This is a genomic window from Lactobacillus equicursoris DSM 19284 = JCM 14600 = CIP 110162 (genome assembly GCF_001434815.1).
Lineage (GTDB): Bacteria > Bacillota > Bacilli > Lactobacillales > Lactobacillaceae > Lactobacillus > Lactobacillus equicursoris.
The window spans coordinates 1-17,337 of sequence record NZ_AZDU01000007.1; the positions used below are offsets into that span (position 1 = coordinate 1).

Below are 17,337 nucleotides of genomic sequence, written 5' to 3' on the forward strand. Positions count from 1 at the left end.
GTTGACTCAACCGGCTGGCTTTTCTTGGAATATTGCCCCCGAAATGACTCAACCGGTCGACTTTTTGCGAAATATTGCCCCCCAGTTGACTCAACCGGTCTGCTTTTTGCGAAAATTCGCCCCCGAAATGACTCAACCGGCTGACTTTTTTGGAAAATTCGCCCCCGAAATGACTCAACCGGTCTGCTTTTTGCGAAAATTCGCCCCCGAAATGACTCAACCGGTCTGCTTTTTTGGAANATCGGTTGACATAGAATGGGGGCAATTTTTGCCAAAAATTAGTCCGGTTGATATAGAACGGGGGCAATTTTGTCCCAAATCCGAGCTGGTTGACATAGAATGGGGGCAATTTTTGCCAAAAATCAATCCGGTTGACATAGAACGGGGGCGATTTTTGCCAAAAATCAATCTGGTCGACATAAAACGGGGGCGATTTCGTCCCAAATCTGATCCGGTTGACATAGAATGGGGGCAATTTCGTCCCAAATCCGAGCTGGTTGACATAGAACGGGGGCGATTTCGTCCAAAAATCAACCCAGTTGACATAAAACGGGGGCGATTTCGCCCCCAATCCGAGCCGGTTGACATAGAATGGGGGCAATTTCATCCAAAAGCCAACCCAGTTGACATAGAACGGGGGGCTAGCTGTACCGTCCCAGCCCCACCCAACAAAAAAAGTTGACATGGTGTCACCACTGTGCCTATAATAGTGACATAGCGTCACCACACACCGTCCAAAGGAGGAAGCGGCATGGTTAAAGCAACATTCACCAACTTAAACGCAGAAAAAAAGGCCGCCGTCACCGCGGCCCTGCTCAAGGAGTTCAGCGCCCACCCCTTGGCTGACGCCCAAGTGGCGCGGATCGTCAAAGACGCCGGCATTAGCCGCGGCTCTTTTTACAAATATTTCGACGACCTGACCGATGCCTACCAGTGCCTGTTCAACCAGGCCATGCAGGACCTGCATACCGGCGTAGGCCGCTCCAGCACCGCCGCCGACATTTACCAGACGACCAAGGACTTTATCAGCAAGGCCCAAAACGGCCGCTACTATGATCTGATCCGCCTCCACTACATCTACAACGAGGCCTTTTTGCCTCAACACCAGCCTAGAAAAAATCTTCCGCCGCGGGCCCTGGCCGCCATGGTCATCTCTCACGCCGCTATCCGCGAGTCCATGCTCGACCCGGACAACAGCCAGATCTATCTTGATGCAGAAAAAGTTGCCCTCGAGGCCGTCCTCAAGCACAACAAGTAAAGAAGGAATAAGCAAAATGTTTTTAGCAATTAAAGAAATCAAGCATGAAAAAATGCGCTACGGCTTGATCGTGTTCATGATCTTTTTGATCTCCTACATGATCTTGGCCACCTGGGGTCTGGCTTACGGCCTGGCCCGGGAAAACACGGTAGCGCTGGAAAACTGGCAGGCCAAGAGCGTCGTTTTAAACAAGAACGCCAACCTGTCCATGAACAGCTCCATCCTGACCAAGGATGACCTGAAAAAAATCGACCTAACCGACCAGGATGCCGTGGTTGGCGAAATCCAGGTTGTACTGAAAAAATCAGGCAAAACCGGCATCAACGCCCAGTACATGGGGGTGCGCAAGAGCGAGTTTGCCTACAAGGAACAAAAGCTGGTTTCTGGCCGCAAGGCAACGGGCAAGTACGAGGTAACTGCCGACGAAAGCCTGAAGAACAAGGGCTACAAGCTGGGCGATCAGGTGACCTTGAATGGGTCAAGCCATAAGTACAAGATTGTCGGCTTTGTCCAAGATGCCAAGATCAACATCGAGCCGATCATTTACGGCTCCTTGGCTAATTGGAAAAAGCTGAAGAACGCCATGCCAACTATCGCCGCTTCCGGCGTCATCTCCAAGCGCAGCCGCAGCGTTAAGGGCAAAAATTACAAGTCTTACGGCATCAAGCAATTTATCAAAAAGTTGCCGGGCTATTCCGCCCAAAATCTGACTTTTGAATTGATGATTGCTTTCATGTTCATCATCTCGCTGATGATCGTTGGGGTCTTTTTATACATCTTGACCATCCAAAAACTCCCGAACTACGCGGTTTTAAGAGCGCAAGGGATACCGGCCAAGACCCTGGTTTGGGCGACGATCAGCCAGAGCCTGCTCTTGACGGTGGCTGGCTTAGCGATCGCGCTCTTGGCCATCTGGGGCACGGCAGCTGCCATGCCAAGTTCAGCGCCAATGGCCTTTACCGGACAAATTTTTGCCTCGGCGATCGGCGGGATGCTGGCCATGGCCTTAATCGGCGGGCTGATTCCGGTCAAGACGATCCTGAAGATTGATCCAGTAGCAGCGATTGGGGGCTAAACGATGACAGCAGTTGAAATTAAAAACGTGAAAAAAGTCTACGGCAAAGGCGACGCCGCAACCGTTGCCTTAAAGGGCGTGAACTTTGAGGCCAACTTAGGCGAAGTGGTCCTCTTGATGGGGCCAAGCGGGGCGGGGAAGAGCACCCTGCTCACCATCATTGGGGCGCTGCAGTCGGCGACCAGCGGTACGGTCAAGATCGACGGGCAAGACATTACCCAGTTAAAGGAAAAGGACCGCAGCCGCCTGCGCCTGAACAAATTGGGCTTTGTCCTCCAGGCCTACAACCTGGTGCCGTATTTGACGGTGCAGGAGCAGTTCCAGCTTTTGGACCGGGTAAAAAAGTCCGGCAATCTCAGTCAAGCAGATCTGAAAGGATTGCTAGAAGACCTGGGCATCAGCGGTCTAGTCAACAAGTACCCTGGCGAACTGTCCGGCGGGCAAAAGCAGCGAGCAGCGATTGCCCGTGCCATGTACGCTAACCCGGAAATCCTGCTGGCCGATGAGCCAACAGCATCGCTGGACAGCGCCCGGGTGGAAGAAGTTGGGCAGCTTTTTAAAAAGCTTGCCAAGGACCGGCAAAAGGCGATTATCCTGGTCACCCATGACCCTCGACTGGAAAAATACGCTGACCACATCTACGATATGATGGATGGGCAGCTGACGCAAAGAAAATAAGTAATATGAAGGCTCCGCGCAAGGCGCGGGGCCTTTTTGACCAAATCCGCAGAAAATCGACCGAATTTGAATTTTTGAAAATAGTCAAAAGAAAAAGGGGTATAATTTTGACTAGAATTGAAAAATAAATAGTTGTAGTGATAAACGGAGCTGATCGGGATGGAAAAAATATCAGAAATTTACACAGGTGCAGCAAATGGAAGCTTTGAAGTAGGACAGTTGCTCTTTGAAGAAGGCGACTTTCGTCTATATCTGACCCTGGATGAATTGGGCCGGAATGATTCGTTGCTGCTGATCAGAAAATCAGAAGTTAAGCAACTGGTTGATCAGTCAGAATACTTGACTGAGATCTCGCGCCGCCGGGAACTGCTGAACCAAAAGGGCTTGGCTGATCCGTTTGATTTAAGCGCGAAAGTTAGACAACTTAAGCCAGACCAAGCAGTTGAAAGCTTCTTATCAATGCTGCCAGGCCAGGTCGTATATTTCGGCCTAGTAGGCAACGACTATCAACAATGGGGCTACCTTAAGGATCTTTCTGACGGGAAGTTTAGCTTTATCGACTATCCAACTGTCAAATATCAGAACTTTACTGGAGAGGTTGATTTTGGTCAGATACGGCGCTTAGCTGCCTTTTCTGGCGAATGGATTATGGACAACCCGGAATTGAAGGAAGCCCAAACCGGGAATGCTACAGCCGATGGTTTCCACGAAGTTCATTTCAAAGCGGATGATTCCTTTGCGGTTGGTCAACTGTTGTGTGAGGAAAATGATTATAGCCTATATTTGACTGTTGACGAAGTCGGACGCAATGACTCCTTGATGCTAGTTAACAAGAAGGCTGTTGATGAAGTGGTTGATCAATCAGCCTACCTCCAAGATATCACCCGCTGTCACCGGCAGCTGCTGGAAAAAAGCTTAGCTGATCCTTTCGAAATTTGTGATAAGGCTAAGCAAATTACGCAAGTAGCTGATTTTTGGCGCTTAGCTACAGGACAAGTTGTGTCTTTTGCTAAAGATGCTTGGGATGAGCCTAACTTCGGCCTTTTGAAGGATAAAGAAGGAGATGCGCTAACTTTAGCGCAATATCCATCTCATAAGTATGATACTTTTGCGGGCCAAGTTAACTTGACTGACGTTGATTACTTAGAAGCTTTTGGTGGCGAATTGATCTTTGAAAGCACCATAAATAATAAGTCCTAGCAAATATTTTTGTATTTTTACCATAGCAATGGTAAAATAGTCCTTAGTGATGGCGCTTACATTACGAAGGAGGGCTTACAACTAAGGACGACACAGATGATCAGAATTACGAGATTGATTGATTTTTTAGCAAAAAGGCCGAAGCTAACCAAGGTTCTAGCTCCGGTTGCGGGAAAACTTTTTCCTCTAGAAGACGTTCAAGATGAGATTTTTGCCAGCAAGGGCTTAGGCGAGGGCTTTGCGGTCAAGCCTGAGAGCGACTTGATCTACGCACCGCTAGACGGGGTGATTACCTCAATTTTCCCGACCAACCACGAGATCGGCATCCGGACCAAGGAAGGGCTGGACCTCTTGATCCACCTAGGCCTGAACACGATCGAACTGGCCGGGAGCGGCTGCGATATCTTGGTTGAGTCCGGACAAGAGGTGAAAAGAGGGCAGCTCCTGGCAACCATGAACCGGCACTTGCTCGAAAAACTGGGCTATGATGACACGGTGGTCGTGACCTACACCAACGACTTTATTTTGAAGGGGCTGTCTTCTCCGACTTTCTTCAGGCAGATCAATGCCAAAGGGGCGGTTCAGACGATCAGCTACAATAATTAAATTAGAGATAAATAGAAAAGTCCAAAGCGGCACGAGCCGCTTTGGACTTTTTGTGTGATTAATAGTTATTAGTCGTGCAAGTATTAGTGATCAGCATGCCAAAGCTGCAATTACTACAGTTTCGATTTTTAGTTTCAACTTGATCCATCTCCTATACGAAACTATAAAAAATATATTGAAGCTTGGTAACTATTGATCTACAATGTGAATGTTAGCCCATAAGATTAAGATATCAATATTTTTTTAGGAAGTGAGTAATAAATGTATTACAGGGGGAGACTCAGATCCTATAATTTATATACAGGTTTGCTAATTGGGTGCATAATAACGGCCTTTCAGTTTATTAGTGACTATGTTATCTTGGCTCCGCAATTAAATGGTAACGCTAGGATATTTACTCCGTATACGCGCTTTATTGGATACAATTTAGGCCCTTGGACAGTTTTTTATTATACTTTGATCCCGATTTTAGCTAGCTTATCCGTTAACCAACTTGTCTATCAAGATTTGAAAAGCGGTTATATTCATTATGTTGTTAAAAAAATCGGACATAGGAAATATATATTCAATAGCTTCTTGACCACCTTTATCGGTGGATGTCTTACTACCTGTCTGCCCTTGCTCTTAAATTTTATTTTGTATTACTGTACTTTACCCAATCTAAAGCCGGATCAAATTTTAAATGCTAACCAGATGCTGACTCCCGACCTAACTTATCTAACTGGGGTATATTATTCTAATCCGTTTGTACATGTTCTCTTCTACGTACTGCTAGCTGGACTGGTTGGTGGAACATTTGCGACTGGTTCACTTGTATTAATCTGTTTGACAAGGAATATCTTTACTGACTTTGCAGGTATGTTCTTATTATCCTTAATTGCCGATGTTTTGGCAGCCAATACTCAGCAAGCTATTTTTTCGCCAACTTTATTTGCAATTCCGCAGTGTCCAGTTTATCTACCCACTTTAGGATGGGCGATCACTGAGTTAGCTATATTTTTAGTATTTTTTGCAGGGTGCTTCAATTATGGCATTAAAAAAATTATCTTTAATTGATTATTTATGGCAGAAAAGCTCCAGGAAAATTTGGGTAAAATTATTAGCATCAACACTTGCTTTTTCAGCTTTATTCTCAGTTTTGGCGCTAGGCAATATTGGCGGAATTATTAGCAATGCTACAGTTTTAGGAAATTTAAGCGTAACGGCTACCAACTTACATAATCAACTTTACTTTATTCTCCCGCCTGTTATCGTGGTTAACTTAATCGACTTTCCACTTCCTCATGCAGTAGAATATTTTTTCTTGGTAAAAAGGAAAAAATTATTGTCATACTTGCTATGGCACTGTGTACTAGTAGAGATCAGCTTAATTTTTAGTCTTATACTTGCTGGAATAATCTCTGGCTGCTTTTCAAAACTAACGTGGATAGACCTTGACTTTGGAATTGACTTTCTCTCTTTGATTTATTGCTTATTTGGGCTAATGATCATTATTTTAGTGTTGGATCTTTTGTCTTTGCTAATTGGCAAATTGAAATCGGGAATACTGATCGAATTATTTGTGCTAGCTGATAATTATCTGTTAAGCCACTATGGCTGGTCACTGCTCTTAACTCATGGACTCGTTAATTTACCTGGACAAACAATAAATTTCCTAATAGAGCCTGCAGTGTACTTAGCATATTTGTTGTTATTGCTTCGCTATCTGTCAAGCAAGGACTTTTTGCAAGAGGTTAATTATGCATAGCTTGCTGCTTAATAGAAATTTTCACCTATTTTTGGAAAACATCAAATATCGTTTTATTGTCGCCTATTCCGCATCAGCTGCTATTCTTTTGATTAACCGTTTTAATGGACTAACTGCTAAAGATGTGTTTGCGGGGGCTTACCAGATACCACCATCTTTTAGTTTCCCGCTAGAGTGGTACTTCTTTGCTCTAGCAATCTTTTTAATGATTGGTGATAATCCTCGAAGCCTACTTAAAGCTTATTTGCCAGTTCATCGCGTTATGTTGAAAGAGTACCTAGCAACAATATATGGCTTGAATTTCTTTTTGGTGGGTATAACAGTAACAACTTGGTATCTGCTTTGCCCAGGAAGTTTGCTTTTTTATTTTGAGAGCCTGTTGTGTTTATTAGCTTTAAGTGCCCTTTTTGCCAGTCTACAACTCTTTATTGATCCGGTTTTGGTGCTGATGATCTTTGCAACGCTGTTTGCACTAGTAATTACTTTTAACGATTTTCCCTTTTTATCGGTCTTAATGGCGCTTAGATGGACTAGCCATCAACTTGATAACTTATGTGGATCTTTGCTGACTTTGGTAATTTCTTTTGGAATGACGCACTTTTTATACTATGTAGATTTTGCATAATGTGAGGTAAAAAATGTCAAACATTATTGAACTAGATCATGTGACTAAAAAGTTTAAAAACAAGCTGGCACTAAATGATATTTCTTTAACCATTGCGGAAAATAAAATTTATGGTTTTAGAGGACCAAATGGGTCGGGGAAGTCAGTAACTTTTAAAACAATCTTGGGTTTTGTAAGACCGACTACTGGAACCGTTAAGGTTGAAGGAAAAATAATCCGCAAAGATGTAATTTTTGCTCCAGATACGGCTTTTGCAATTTCGGAATATGGCTTGCTTGAGGATAAGACTGGTTTGGAAAATTTGGAATTGCTAAAGGTTTTAAATGAAGACCAAAGCAGTGACTCAAAAAAGATTATGCAAAGAGTTGGACTGAATCCCAATAATCCGTTAAAGCTAAAGGAGTATTCGCTAGGGATGCGGCAAAGGCTTTTGATTGCTGCAGCTCTGCTAGGTGACAATAAAATCATAATTTTGGATGAGCCAACTAATGCTTTGGATGAAGAGGGGCAAGACTTTGTGGCAAAGCTAATACTAGAGCTTAAGCAAGAGGGCAAGACAGTTTTGGTCTCTAGTCATGACAAGGAATTCTTGGATCAAGTAGCAGACCACATTTTTGTCTTCAGTGAGGGAAGGATCGTCAAAGAAATTGAAAAGCAATCAGGTTTGGCTTAAAAGGCTTAGCCTTTTACTAGTAGCGGTACTTTTGGTATGGCTAGCTTATTCCAAGTTGAGGGTAAATGAACTATACCAAAACTTTCAAGTAACCCAGGAAGCAATTACGAAAAAAGACTATACTCGCATTTCTCAAAAACTTGAAATCAAAGCGTTAAGAGAGCAAGTAACCAGGAAAAAGTATTCGGCAACCTTTTTGGTCAAAGCCAAAGGGGCATGCAAGCTGTCTTTGTCACAGTTTTATTTATATCGTGGCGATCAAGAAGCGGTTGACCAATTTACTGATGCAAAAGTTGATGGTCAAAATAGTGAGCACCTGAAAAAAGGCATTAATCAGGTGACAATTACTACGGATCCGCCAGAAGGGCAGACTGCGGTTTTGTACTTGCTTGCCAACCCTGAACGCGGGAAGTTTATTAAATATCAGTTCAAATTTAGCTAGAAATAGAAAAGTCCAAAGCGGCACGAGCCGTTTTGGACTTTTTGTATTGGTAAAAATCTTTTTTACAAGTTAGGATCCATCTGGAAGCTGAGCGGGGAATCACCAGTCTGCTTGGTGATCAAGGTGCTGATTAGCTTGTTGTAGATGTCGGTTACCGTCTTAGCCATCTTGGCATTGGCTTCGTCAGCCAGGGCCGTGATTTCAGCTGGATCGGTCAAGCCGTGCAGCTTTTGATCGTATTCATAGCGCAGGCGGGTGACCTTTTCCTTGGCTTCAGTTTGAGTCGTGCTCAGGTCTTTACCGTACTTGTTCCAGTCCCGGTCGACTAGGACGCCGGCCAGCTTGAAAATCCAGTAGGCGGAGTTTGGGCTGTAGTCAACCTTGCCGTTGCCCCACATATAAGGCGTCTTGCTGCCTTGCGGGAAGAAGGGGATGTAGACGCTTTGGGCCGTAACCCCCATGGCCAGCCAGTGGTAGAGGTCTTCGCCGCGAACCTGCAAGAGGTGGGATTCTTGTGTCGTGGCCACGCCGATTGGCCGGAAAGTAGCCTGCCCAGCGTTCTTTGGGTTGGTTAGGTCGTAGTCGGTGTCAGAGTAGTGGCTGGCCAAGACGGTTTGCGCGTCTTGCACCGTGAGCGGCCGATCTGCCTTTTGTAAAAATGGCAGGTCAAAGGATTGCGGCTCTTGGCTGACTGATGGGGTCAACAGCTTTTGCCCGTACCAAACCCGCGGGGTGTTGTAGTGGAGGTCGCTTTCACTTCTCGTGCCAAAAATGTCCCGCCAGATAAAAGGCGCGTCTTTTGGCCAGAGGCGGTGGTCGTAAACGAAGGCTTCTAGGCCTTGAGAATAAAGGAAGTTGGCTGGATCATTAAAGTCGATTTCCTGGATGGACAACTGGTTGGCAACGACCGTGTAGGAGTCGTCAGGGATGCGGCGGGCCACCCAGTGGTGGCCAGAGCCAATTTCCATGTACCAGGCTTCGTCTTCATCGCCAAAGAGGATGCCATTGGCTTCGGCAGCCCCTTTTTCCTCAACAATTTTGCCTAAAAGCTTAACCCCCTCTTGAGCGGTCTTTACGTAAGGCAAAACGACCGTGACCATGGCTTCTTCCAGGATCCCGGTTTCCGTTTCAAAGGGATCGATGGCCAAGATCCGCTCGTTGGCGTAGGCACTTTCGGTTGCACTCATGGCTACGCGATATTCGTTGATCCCGTCTTCTTCAAAAACGCCGTACTTCTTGGTCCATTCCGGCGTAGAAGAATAAGCGTAGGCTGTCTTTGGCAAGTCCAGGCTGAACTTGTTGCCGTGAGATTTAAAGACATTGCCTTCTGTTTCTACTCTTTGGTGGAAGGCCAGGTGCTTGGGCCAGGCGGTACGGGAGTCTTCATTTCTGCCGATAATTACGCTGCCGTCAATGGTGGCCTTTTTCCCGATTAAGATTGAAGTACAAGATGATCGTCCAAGTGTTGTCATTTCTCTATCTCCTAAATCTGATATGCGTATTATTTATTCATAAGTTGATTCTACCTTATTTCCCGCCAATCTGGAATCAATAAGATAGTAGAAGTTTTTGGGTAAAAAAGTGTTTGCGGTGCGGGATTGTGTTAAGATAGTAGGTAGGATGATAAGTGTTTTTTATAGCCTTCACTGCTTCAAATTATTATTATCGAGTAATGTTGGTGCATAAATTTACTCTTATATTTAGGAATGTATTTGTATAAAAGTCTAGAGATTGTAAGGTGGTTAACGCAGTGATGGCTAGAAAAAAAGAAATTGACAGAGAGAAAATTTTAGATATTGCCTATAAAATCGCCCTTAGAGAGGGAATTGAAAACTTAACGGCGCGGAGCATTGCCGAGATCGGTCACTTTTCCACGCAGCCGATTTACCTGGAATTTAAGAACATGAAGGGCCTGCGAAAAGAAGTCTTAGAGCGGGTCTTAAACAGCCTCCGGGACCAGATCCTGCAAAAGTTCTTTATTGGCAAGCCATTATACGATGTCGACCTGGCCTATTTGAAGTTCGCTCATGAGCACCGGAGTCTTTTTTCCACGATCTTCGTTAATGGGGAATTCGGCGATGATCTGATTCGATCGACCCTGATCGATTCGGTTAAAGACAAGCTGCATGAGCAGTTCGGCGATCAGTTTTCTAAGGAAGAAGAGAGCAAGATTATCGCCTTAAACTGGATCATCACCAACGGCCTAGCCGTGATGCTGGTCGATGGCCTGATTGACTACGATTCAGACTACTTTGTTCAAATAATCGACCGCCAGCTAAAGACCGTGATGCCCCAGGATAAGTAAGCCCTGCCAATGTTTGTAATTTTTTCACAAAAACCATGCTCAATTTTTTATGAATCCGGTATAATAAGGATAGTAATGTAATTTTTGAAAGGTGGTTTTTATGAAGGTTTTAGCTCTTAATGGTTCTAATGCCGATAAATCCTACAATGGTATGTTGTTAAAGTTTATTGCAAAGCATTTTGCAAGTAAGTATGACTTTGAATACGCAAGCGTGAAGGGTTTGCCAATGTTCAAGGAAGGCGAAGAAGACCCTGAATCAGTCCTCAAGCTCAACGCTCAAGTTGAAGCAGCTGATCTGGTTTTGATCGCCAGCCCTGAACAGCAGCACTCAGTTTCCAGCGCTTTGAAAAGCGCCTTGGAATGGCTGTCAACCAACACCCACCCCTTCAATGGCAAGCCAGTCGTAATCGTATCTACTTCACCACTGGCGCAAGGGGCAGCGCGTTCTCAAACTAAGCTGAAGACGATCTTGTCCTCCCCAGGCTTGCACCCAATCGTGTTTAACGGTGACGAATTCATGATGGGTGGCGCAGAAGGCGACTTCGACGAAAACGGCGACTTGAAGATCGAAGGTACGGTCAAGTTCTTGGACCACTTCTTTGACGAAGTTGACGCTTGGTACGCACAAGTAACGAAGTAGGAGGAATTGACCATGAAATTAGTAGCTCTTGTAGGAACGAACGCTGACTTTTCTTTTAACCGCTTTTTGTGCCAGTTTATTGCTAAAAAGTACGCTGGAGATGCTGACATCGAAGTGTTGGAAATCGCTGACTTGCCAGCCTTTTACAAGGAAGGGCAAGCTGATGAACGCGTAGCTGCCTTTAGAGACAAGATTGCGGCCGCTGACGGGGTGATTGTTTCAACTCCTGAATACGACCACGCGATTCCAGCTGCTTTGAAGAGCGCTCTGGAATGGCTGGGCTCCCACGCCGGCGCCAATGTGATGGCCATGAAGCCAGCCTGTGTCGTTGGGGTTTCCCTTGGCGGCCAAGGTGCTTCTAGAGCTCAAGAAGACGCCCGTGAAATCTTGCTTTCTCCAGACATGACGGCTAACGTTTTGCCAGGCAACGAATTGCTGATCGGCCGGGCTTACACCACCTTCAACAAAGAAAGCGGCGAATTAGTCGACGAAGCTGCCTTGGCCCAATTGGACAAGGTCATGAACAACTTCTTTGACTTTGTAAAGCAAGCTCACAAGTAAAGCTGAAGATAAGGCGGATGGCTTGACTATTCCGCCTTATTTTTTTATAAAAAAGACAACGATTAAAAGCTAAAGGAAGAGACAGATGGACGCGAAGTTTTTACCCTTAAAATCAGTGCGCAATCCCCGCGACCTGGGCGGCTACGTCGGCGCGGATGGCCGCAAAATCAAAGACGGCCTGCTCCTGCGGACCGGGACAGTTTCCTGCATCACGCCTGAAGATGCGGCTTTTTTGCAGCGCTACGGGGTAAAGACCATTATCGATCTACGCTCGCCAGCTGAATGCCTGAACCGGCCAGACGCAGCGATTGAAGGGATCAAGGACCTCCACATCCCGGTCTCTAGCCGCGACCGGACCAAGGCAGGGGCCAGTTTGAAAGAACTGGCTGAGCTTTACAAGGCTGATCCTTTGGCCGGCTTTAAGCACATGCTGGGCACCTACCAGCGAATGGTGACGGCGGAGCATTCGCAGAAGGCTTTTCACCGGATCCTGACCTTTTTGGCCGAAGCTGAGGGCGGGACGATTTTTCATTGCTCAGAAGGCAAGGATCGGACGGGGATGACGGCGGTGCTCTTGCTCTACCTGCTGGGCGTGGACGAAGAGACCATCCGGCAGGACTACTTAGCGTCTGGCCCCGCCTTGAACGATTACCGGAAAAAGCGGGACGAAGAGGCGCGCGCCAACGGCGAAAGTCTAATTCAGCGGGCCAACCTGCGGTCTCTGGGCACGGTCAACAATGAGTACCTGGACAGCGCCTTGGTGGCGATTGAGCAAAACTATGGCGGGATGGAACGCTTTTTGGCCGAAGAAATCGCCGTCACGCCAGACTTGCGGCGTAAGTTGCAGGAAAAGTATCTGGAAAAATAAGGAATTAAATTATGGGAATTATTAAATACATTTCAACCGATCAGGTGACGGCGACCCATGAAGCGATGGGGACCCACATCACCCTGCAGATCTTCGGGGCCCGGGAAGACCCAGAAGGCATCTTGCAAAAGAGCTGCGACCTGATCGACCACTTTGAAGACATTTTGACGGTAAACCGCAAGCCTGATGACCCGAAATATGGCTTGTCCGAAGTGACCCGGGTCAACGACGCCGCCGGCAAGGAACCAGTGCAGGTGTCCAGCGCCGTTTACGGTCTGATCAAGCTGGCGGTTAAGACCAGCCGGGAGAATTTTGGCTTCAACGCCTTGATTGGCCCAGTTGTCAAGCTCTGGTCCATTGGCTTTAAGGGGGCGCATGTGCCAAGTGACAGCGAGATCCAAGAAAAGATGGAGCTGATCGACCCTTGGCAAGTGGACTTAAACGATGATGACCACACCGTCTTTTTAAGAAAAGAAGGCATGGAGCTGGACCTGGGCGGGATCGCCAAGGGCTGGACGGCCGACCGCCTGCGCGATCTGTGGCAGGCCTACGGTGTGGAAGCCGGGATCATCAACCTGGGCGGCAACGTTTTGTTCGTCAACCCTTGTCCTAAGCGGGCCAACGGGATGTGGACCGTCGGCATTCAGGACCCAATCAAGACCCGGGGCGAAAATATCACGGCGGTCATGGTGCCGGAATGTTCTGTGGTCACCAGCGGGACTTACGAGCGCTTTTTGGAAGTGGATGGGCACAAGTACCACCACTTGATCGACCCGCGGACCGGCTACCCGGTAGAAACCCCGGTTGCTGGCGTGACGACTTTTACCAAGAACTCAGTTGATGCCGAGATCGAGTGCAAGCGTTGCTTCTTTGCCGGCAAGGCGCTAGACCACTGGGTTAACAAGAACCGTCTCGGCGCAGTCTACGTCTACAACGACGAGCGCGTCGAGAAGGTGGGATTAGATTATTAGTTTGTTAGGTATTCATGAGGCTCGGCCCCCTTGGGGGCTGGGCCTCGTTTTTGTTTTTTTGTGTGGTGTTGGCTGCTGCGGTGCTGAGCTGGCGGGTTGCCCCCGAAGTATGTCAGCCGGCGCCGGAATTTGGCTATTTTGCCCCCGAAGTATGTCAACCGGTGGTGGAATTTCGATTTTTTGCCCCCGAAGTATGTCAACCGGTGCTGGAATTTCGAATTTTTGCCCCCGAAGTATGTCAACCGGCGTCGGAATTTCGATTTTTTGCCCCAAAGTATATCAACCGACGCTGGAATTTCGATTTTTTGCCCCCAAAGTATATCAACCGACGCTGGAATTTCGATTTTTTGCCCCCAAAGTATATCAACCGACGCTGGAGAGTTGATTTTTTGCCCCCAAAGTATGTCAACCGGTGCTGAAATTTTTCAATTTTGCCCCCGAGTTAACTCAACCGGGTTGGGTTGACATAAAACGGGGGCGAATTTTAGAAAAAATCAAGTCGGTTGATATAAAACGGGGGCAATTTTTAGGAAAAATCAGGTTGGTTGATATAAAACGGGGGCAATTCTTAGGAAAAATCAGGTTGGTTGACATAAAACGGGGGTAATTTTTAGAAAAAATCAGGTCGGTTGATATAAAACGGGGGCGAATTTTAGAAAAAATCAGGTCGGTTGATATAAAACGGGGGCAATTTTTAGAAAAAATCAGGTCGGTTGACATAAAACGGGGGCTAATTTTAGGAAAAATCAGGTCGGTTGACATAAAACGGGGGCAATTTTTAGGAAAAATCAGGTCGGTTGACATAAAACGGGGGCAGATTTAAGTAAAAAGTGGCCCGGTTGACATAAAACGGGGGCCGTTTTTAAGAAAAAGCAGTTTGGTTGACATAGATTTGGGGACGGCTGCCCAAAACGATGTCAACCGAAGCAATGAACTGCCCAAAATAATGCTAACCGGAGTTATGAGTTAGCTAAGATGAGTTGGGTTGCTATCATTTTGTACAAGCACCTACGTTGGCTAAGAGTAAAGTTGTACCTAACACTGAGATAAAATAAAGGTCAAGACCCATTTCATGGATCTTGACCTTTTTACCTAACAATTAGTTTTTGCCAAAAAGGAAGAAGAGAAGGGGTGCACTGCTCAAGATTGAGAGGATGCCGACAAAAATGGCAGCTTTGCTGTTGGCATCGGCAGCAGTTTTGGCGGCCGCTTGGGCGTCAGTTAAGTTAGCAGCAGCCTTAGCTTGATCAGCTGCGATCTGGGCGCTGGTCGTTACGTCAGCCTTGACTGACTGGTTGGCCGTAACCGCGCCGAGGCCACCGGCACCACAGCTGATTTTATAATACCTGATCTCTAGCTCAAATGCTTCTTCCATCACTTCATCTTTTTAGCCCGCTATTTAAAAGTCCTCCAAAAATGAAATTACGCCGTAGTCCGGCTGACGCTGAACAGGGTCTTGAAGACGCCAGTTGACAAGCCCGGCGTGTCCTTGACGATGAAGGTCAAAAAGCCTGAGTCAGAAATTGTCTGGGTGAAAAAGTCGCTCCCTACAGAATTCAGGATCGACAAGACCACGTACATGAAGAAATAGGCAGCAACGAAAGAGACGACCGCGCCGGCGGTGTGGTCCAGAGCCGCCGTGAAACCAACCTTGTTGCTTTGTTCTGGGAGCCAATTTTTAAAAATCTTGGTAACTTGCTTCAACACAAAAAGCAAGACGAAGAAGGCGCCGAAGCGGCAGATCTGCAAAGCCAGGCTGGAGTTGTCCGAGGCTACGGCGCTAGCGGTGTTGCTCTGCCCGATAAAAAACTTGTAAACCAAGTTGCCGACCGGGTTTTGCAGCATGATGGCGATCATGAAGACGATCCCGGCAAAAATCAGGTTGACGATCCGCTTGGAAAAGCCGACCTGATAGCCCTTGTAGGTTTGCCAGGCAAGATACAAAATGACGAAAATTACTAAAAGCATGGTGATCTTCTTTCTAAATTCTTTGATTCATGATTTTTTACGGAATTTTTTGACCTTAGGGCCAAAATAATCCATAATTTATAAAGACAGTTTGTGTAACATTTTTGCGCAAGATACTATTTTGCGTTACATTTAAAGGGTGTGAAACGCGATGAATCCTGAACTTTTTGCAGAAACATTATCAAAAAATAATTTTAAGTTGTCTAGCCGCCAAGAGCAACAATTTAAAACTTATTTTAAAGAATTGGTCCGGGTCAACGAATACGTCAACTTGACCAGAATCACTGACGAAGACGAAGTCTACCTCAAGCACTTCTATGATAGCATTACGCCGCTTTTGCTCGTGCCAGAAGTCTTTACTGAAGGCGCCAGCCTCTGCGACGTGGGGGCCGGCGCGGGTTTTCCGTCCTTGCCGATCAAGATCCTGCGTCCGGATTTGGAAGTGACCATCGTCGACTCTCTAGGCAAGCGGCTTACTTTTTTAAAGGATCTAATGGAAAAATTGGACATCACTGGCGTCAACCTGGTTCATGGCCGGGCCGAAGACGTTGGCCAAAACCCAGAATACCGCGAGCACTTTGACCTGGTGACCGCCCGGGCCGTTGCCCGCATGAGCGTTTTGAGCGAATACTGCCTGCCCCTGGCCAAAGTGGGCGGCAAGTTCGTCGCCTTAAAGGGGCCTAAGGCCGAAAGCGAGCTGGATGATGCTAAAAAGGCGCTTGCGACCCTCGGCGGCAAGACTGCATTAGTTAAGGAATTCACCCTGCCAAAGAGCAGCGAAGAGCGGACCATCATCGTGACCGATAAGGTTCAGGCTACGCCGAAGAAGTACCCGCGCCAAGCCGGCACCCCGAACCGCAAGCCTTTATAAGTCTTTGGAGGAAACCGTATGGCTTTTAGCTTTTTCCATAAAAATGACCTGCCCCAAAACAAGCAGGTCCAGGATCTGCCAATCGCGCAGCTTCACCCTAATCGTTATCAGCCTAGAAGAACTTTTAGTGAGGAATCAATTAAGCAACTGGCCCAGACCTTGGACGAAGAGGGGCTCTTGCAGCCAATCATCGTGCGTGAAGACGGCGAAGGCTACGAAATCGTGGCCGGCGAGCGCCGCTACCGGGCAGCCAAGAGCTTGGGCTGGGAGAAAATTCCAGCCATCGTCAACAACCTGTCTGACGCCCAGACTGCTTCTCTGGCCCTGATCGAAAACCTGCAAAGGGAGAACCTGAATCCGATTGATGAGGCCCTGGCCTACCAGGAATTGATGAAGATCAACAACTTGACCCAGACCCAGCTGGCCCAAAATATCGGCAAGTCCCAGTCTTACGTGGCCAATAAATTGCGCCTCTTAAAACTGGCCCCGAGCGTCCAGCAAAGCCTGTCCCAAGGGCAGATCAGTGCCCGCCACGGCCGGGCCCTGTTAGCCCTAGATGTCGACCAGCAAGGGCGGCTCTTAAAGGAAATCTTGGACAAGGACCTGAGCGTCAAGGAAACGGAAAAAATTGCGGCTGACTTTGACAACTATTTTGCCCCCAAGAAGGCGAAAAAGCCGACAATCCGCTACAGCAAGGACCTGCGCGTCCAGATCAACACGATCAAGCAGGCCGTGAAGCTGGCCAAAGAAGCCGGCACCAAGGTGCAAGTTAAGGAAGAGAAGACGTCTGACGAATACACGATTACCATCGTCATGAAGAATCAGGCGCCTGGTAAAAAGGAGGATTAG

The 17,337-nt window shown here is 47.0% G+C and carries 22 protein-coding genes; 18 read left to right on the forward strand and 4 right to left on the reverse strand.

Features of this window, described 5'->3' with window-relative positions; translation table 11 throughout:
- Positions 1-751: 751 nt before the first annotated feature.
- The 10 genes from FC20_RS02330 (at position 752) to FC20_RS02375 (ending at position 8,304) form a co-directional block, all read left to right on the forward strand.
- The gene (locus FC20_RS02330) at positions 752-1,258 is read left to right on the forward strand and encodes a TetR/AcrR family transcriptional regulator (RefSeq protein ID WP_008460233.1); all 507 of its coding nucleotides are present in this window, start codon (positions 752-754) and stop codon (positions 1,256-1,258) included.
- Between the two features lie 16 nt (positions 1,259-1,274).
- Positions 1,275-2,333, forward strand: coding sequence for an ABC transporter permease (locus FC20_RS02335; protein WP_008460231.1), 1,059 nt, complete (start codon positions 1,275-1,277; stop codon positions 2,331-2,333).
- Between the two features lie 3 nt (positions 2,334-2,336).
- Positions 2,337-3,011, forward strand: a complete 675-nt coding sequence (locus FC20_RS02340) for an ABC transporter ATP-binding protein (RefSeq protein WP_008460229.1) — start codon at positions 2,337-2,339, stop codon at positions 3,009-3,011.
- 159 nt (positions 3,012-3,170) lie between these two features.
- Positions 3,171-4,211: a hypothetical protein gene (locus FC20_RS02345; RefSeq protein WP_008460226.1), complete on the forward strand. Its 1,041-nt coding sequence runs from the start codon at positions 3,171-3,173 to the stop codon at positions 4,209-4,211.
- 96 nt (positions 4,212-4,307) lie between these two features.
- Positions 4,308-4,817: a PTS sugar transporter subunit IIA gene (locus FC20_RS02350; protein ID WP_008460224.1), complete on the forward strand. Its 510-nt coding sequence runs from the start codon at positions 4,308-4,310 to the stop codon at positions 4,815-4,817.
- Positions 4,818-5,177: 360 nt separating this feature from the next.
- The gene (locus FC20_RS02355; RefSeq protein WP_236697620.1) at positions 5,178-5,873 is read left to right on the forward strand and encodes a hypothetical protein; all 696 of its coding nucleotides are present in this window, start codon (positions 5,178-5,180) and stop codon (positions 5,871-5,873) included.
- Positions 5,845-6,564, forward strand: a complete 720-nt coding sequence (locus FC20_RS02360; RefSeq protein WP_051011251.1) for a hypothetical protein — start codon at positions 5,845-5,847, stop codon at positions 6,562-6,564. Before FC20_RS02355 ends, FC20_RS02360 begins: the two co-directional genes overlap by 29 nt.
- A complete protein-coding gene (locus tag FC20_RS02365) occupies positions 6,557-7,189 on the forward strand; it encodes a hypothetical protein (protein WP_051011250.1) in 633 nt (210 codons plus the stop codon). The genes FC20_RS02360 and FC20_RS02365 overlap by 8 nt, the downstream gene beginning before the upstream one ends.
- A gap of 13 nt (positions 7,190-7,202) precedes the next feature.
- Positions 7,203-7,862, forward strand: a complete 660-nt coding sequence (locus FC20_RS02370; protein WP_008460222.1) for an ABC transporter ATP-binding protein — start codon at positions 7,203-7,205, stop codon at positions 7,860-7,862.
- Positions 7,837-8,304, forward strand: coding sequence for a hypothetical protein (locus tag FC20_RS02375; RefSeq protein ID WP_039943236.1), 468 nt, complete (start codon positions 7,837-7,839; stop codon positions 8,302-8,304). The genes FC20_RS02370 and FC20_RS02375 overlap by 26 nt, the downstream gene beginning before the upstream one ends.
- A gap of 62 nt (positions 8,305-8,366) precedes the next feature.
- Here the strand turns inward: FC20_RS02375 and FC20_RS02380 are convergent, their stop codons facing one another.
- The gene (locus FC20_RS02380) at positions 8,367-9,776 is read right to left on the reverse strand and encodes a C69 family dipeptidase (RefSeq protein WP_056945297.1); all 1,410 of its coding nucleotides are present in this window, start codon (positions 9,774-9,776) and stop codon (positions 8,367-8,369) included.
- A 278-nt stretch (positions 9,777-10,054) separates the two neighbouring features.
- Here FC20_RS02380 and FC20_RS02385 point away from each other — a divergent pair, with 278 nt between their 5' ends.
- The 6 genes from FC20_RS02385 (at position 10,055) to FC20_RS02410 (ending at position 14,034) form a co-directional block, all read left to right on the forward strand.
- A complete protein-coding gene (locus tag FC20_RS02385; protein WP_008460213.1) occupies positions 10,055-10,609 on the forward strand; it encodes a TetR/AcrR family transcriptional regulator in 555 nt (184 codons plus the stop codon).
- Positions 10,610-10,709: 100 nt separating this feature from the next.
- Positions 10,710-11,249 (forward strand): NADPH-dependent FMN reductase, encoded by a 540-nt coding sequence (locus FC20_RS02390; RefSeq protein WP_008460211.1) that lies wholly within the window; start codon positions 10,710-10,712, stop codon positions 11,247-11,249.
- A gap of 12 nt (positions 11,250-11,261) precedes the next feature.
- Positions 11,262-11,810, forward strand: coding sequence for an NADPH-dependent FMN reductase (locus FC20_RS02395; protein ID WP_008460208.1), 549 nt, complete (start codon positions 11,262-11,264; stop codon positions 11,808-11,810).
- Positions 11,811-11,895: 85 nt separating this feature from the next.
- The gene (locus FC20_RS02400; RefSeq protein WP_008460207.1) at positions 11,896-12,678 is read left to right on the forward strand and encodes a tyrosine-protein phosphatase; all 783 of its coding nucleotides are present in this window, start codon (positions 11,896-11,898) and stop codon (positions 12,676-12,678) included.
- 11 nt (positions 12,679-12,689) lie between these two features.
- Positions 12,690-13,649, forward strand: coding sequence for an FAD:protein FMN transferase (locus FC20_RS02405; protein WP_008460205.1), 960 nt, complete (start codon positions 12,690-12,692; stop codon positions 13,647-13,649).
- Between the two features lie 58 nt (positions 13,650-13,707).
- A complete protein-coding gene (locus tag FC20_RS02410) occupies positions 13,708-14,034 on the forward strand; it encodes a hypothetical protein (RefSeq protein ID WP_236697622.1) in 327 nt (108 codons plus the stop codon).
- Between the two features lie 62 nt (positions 14,035-14,096).
- Here the strand turns inward: FC20_RS02410 and FC20_RS10250 are convergent, their stop codons facing one another.
- From FC20_RS10250 to FC20_RS02425, 3 genes are all read right to left on the reverse strand, one after another.
- The gene (locus FC20_RS10250) at positions 14,097-14,453 is read right to left on the reverse strand and encodes a hypothetical protein (protein ID WP_236697623.1); all 357 of its coding nucleotides are present in this window, start codon (positions 14,451-14,453) and stop codon (positions 14,097-14,099) included.
- A 295-nt stretch (positions 14,454-14,748) separates the two neighbouring features.
- Entirely contained in the window at positions 14,749-15,024 is a 276-nt protein-coding gene (locus tag FC20_RS02420; protein WP_008462084.1) for a hypothetical protein, read from the reverse strand.
- A gap of 47 nt (positions 15,025-15,071) precedes the next feature.
- Positions 15,072-15,617 (reverse strand): CvpA family protein, encoded by a 546-nt coding sequence (locus FC20_RS02425; RefSeq protein ID WP_008462082.1) that lies wholly within the window; start codon positions 15,615-15,617, stop codon positions 15,072-15,074.
- A gap of 151 nt (positions 15,618-15,768) precedes the next feature.
- Between FC20_RS02425 and rsmG the strand changes: the two genes are divergently transcribed.
- Both rsmG and noc read left to right on the forward strand, forming a co-directional pair.
- The gene (rsmG, locus tag FC20_RS02430) at positions 15,769-16,488 is read left to right on the forward strand and encodes a 16S rRNA (guanine(527)-N(7))-methyltransferase RsmG (RefSeq protein WP_008462080.1); all 720 of its coding nucleotides are present in this window, start codon (positions 15,769-15,771) and stop codon (positions 16,486-16,488) included.
- Between the two features lie 18 nt (positions 16,489-16,506).
- Positions 16,507-17,337, forward strand: a complete 831-nt coding sequence (gene noc, locus FC20_RS02435) for a nucleoid occlusion protein (RefSeq protein WP_008462079.1) — start codon at positions 16,507-16,509, stop codon at positions 17,335-17,337.

Excerpts from the sequence above, each read along its gene's own strand:
- FC20_RS02340 (WP_008460229.1), top strand. The coding sequence starts at position 2,337 with ATGACAGCAGTTGAAATTAAAAACGTGAAAAAAGTCTACGGCAAAGGC.
- rsmG (WP_008462080.1), top strand. The coding sequence starts at position 15,769 with ATGAATCCTGAACTTTTTGCAGAAACATTATCAAAAAATAATTTTAAG.
- FC20_RS02380 (WP_056945297.1), bottom strand. The coding sequence starts at position 9,776 with ATGACAACACTTGGACGATCATCTTGTACTTCAATCTTAATCGGGAAA.
- FC20_RS02330 (WP_008460233.1), top strand. The coding sequence starts at position 752 with ATGGTTAAAGCAACATTCACCAACTTAAACGCAGAAAAAAAGGCCGCC.
- FC20_RS02335 (WP_008460231.1), top strand. The coding sequence starts at position 1,275 with ATGTTTTTAGCAATTAAAGAAATCAAGCATGAAAAAATGCGCTACGGC.
- FC20_RS02425 (WP_008462082.1), bottom strand. The coding sequence starts at position 15,617 with ATGCTTTTAGTAATTTTCGTCATTTTGTATCTTGCCTGGCAAACCTAC.
- FC20_RS02390 (WP_008460211.1), top strand. The coding sequence starts at position 10,710 with ATGAAGGTTTTAGCTCTTAATGGTTCTAATGCCGATAAATCCTACAAT.
- FC20_RS02420 (WP_008462084.1), bottom strand. The coding sequence starts at position 15,024 with ATGGAAGAAGCATTTGAGCTAGAGATCAGGTATTATAAAATCAGCTGT.
- FC20_RS02395 (WP_008460208.1), top strand. The coding sequence starts at position 11,262 with ATGAAATTAGTAGCTCTTGTAGGAACGAACGCTGACTTTTCTTTTAAC.
- FC20_RS02365 (WP_051011250.1), top strand. The coding sequence starts at position 6,557 with ATGCATAGCTTGCTGCTTAATAGAAATTTTCACCTATTTTTGGAAAAC.
- FC20_RS02370 (WP_008460222.1), top strand. The coding sequence starts at position 7,203 with ATGTCAAACATTATTGAACTAGATCATGTGACTAAAAAGTTTAAAAAC.
- FC20_RS02405 (WP_008460205.1), top strand. The coding sequence starts at position 12,690 with ATGGGAATTATTAAATACATTTCAACCGATCAGGTGACGGCGACCCAT.
- FC20_RS02350 (WP_008460224.1), top strand. The coding sequence starts at position 4,308 with ATGATCAGAATTACGAGATTGATTGATTTTTTAGCAAAAAGGCCGAAG.
- FC20_RS02400 (WP_008460207.1), top strand. The coding sequence starts at position 11,896 with ATGGACGCGAAGTTTTTACCCTTAAAATCAGTGCGCAATCCCCGCGAC.
- FC20_RS02360 (WP_051011251.1), top strand. The coding sequence starts at position 5,845 with ATGGCATTAAAAAAATTATCTTTAATTGATTATTTATGGCAGAAAAGC.
- FC20_RS02345 (WP_008460226.1), top strand. The coding sequence starts at position 3,171 with ATGGAAAAAATATCAGAAATTTACACAGGTGCAGCAAATGGAAGCTTT.
- FC20_RS10250 (WP_236697623.1), bottom strand. The coding sequence starts at position 14,453 with ATGTCAACCGACCTGATTTTTCCTAAAAATTGCCCCCGTTTTATGTCA.
- noc (WP_008462079.1), top strand. The coding sequence starts at position 16,507 with ATGGCTTTTAGCTTTTTCCATAAAAATGACCTGCCCCAAAACAAGCAG.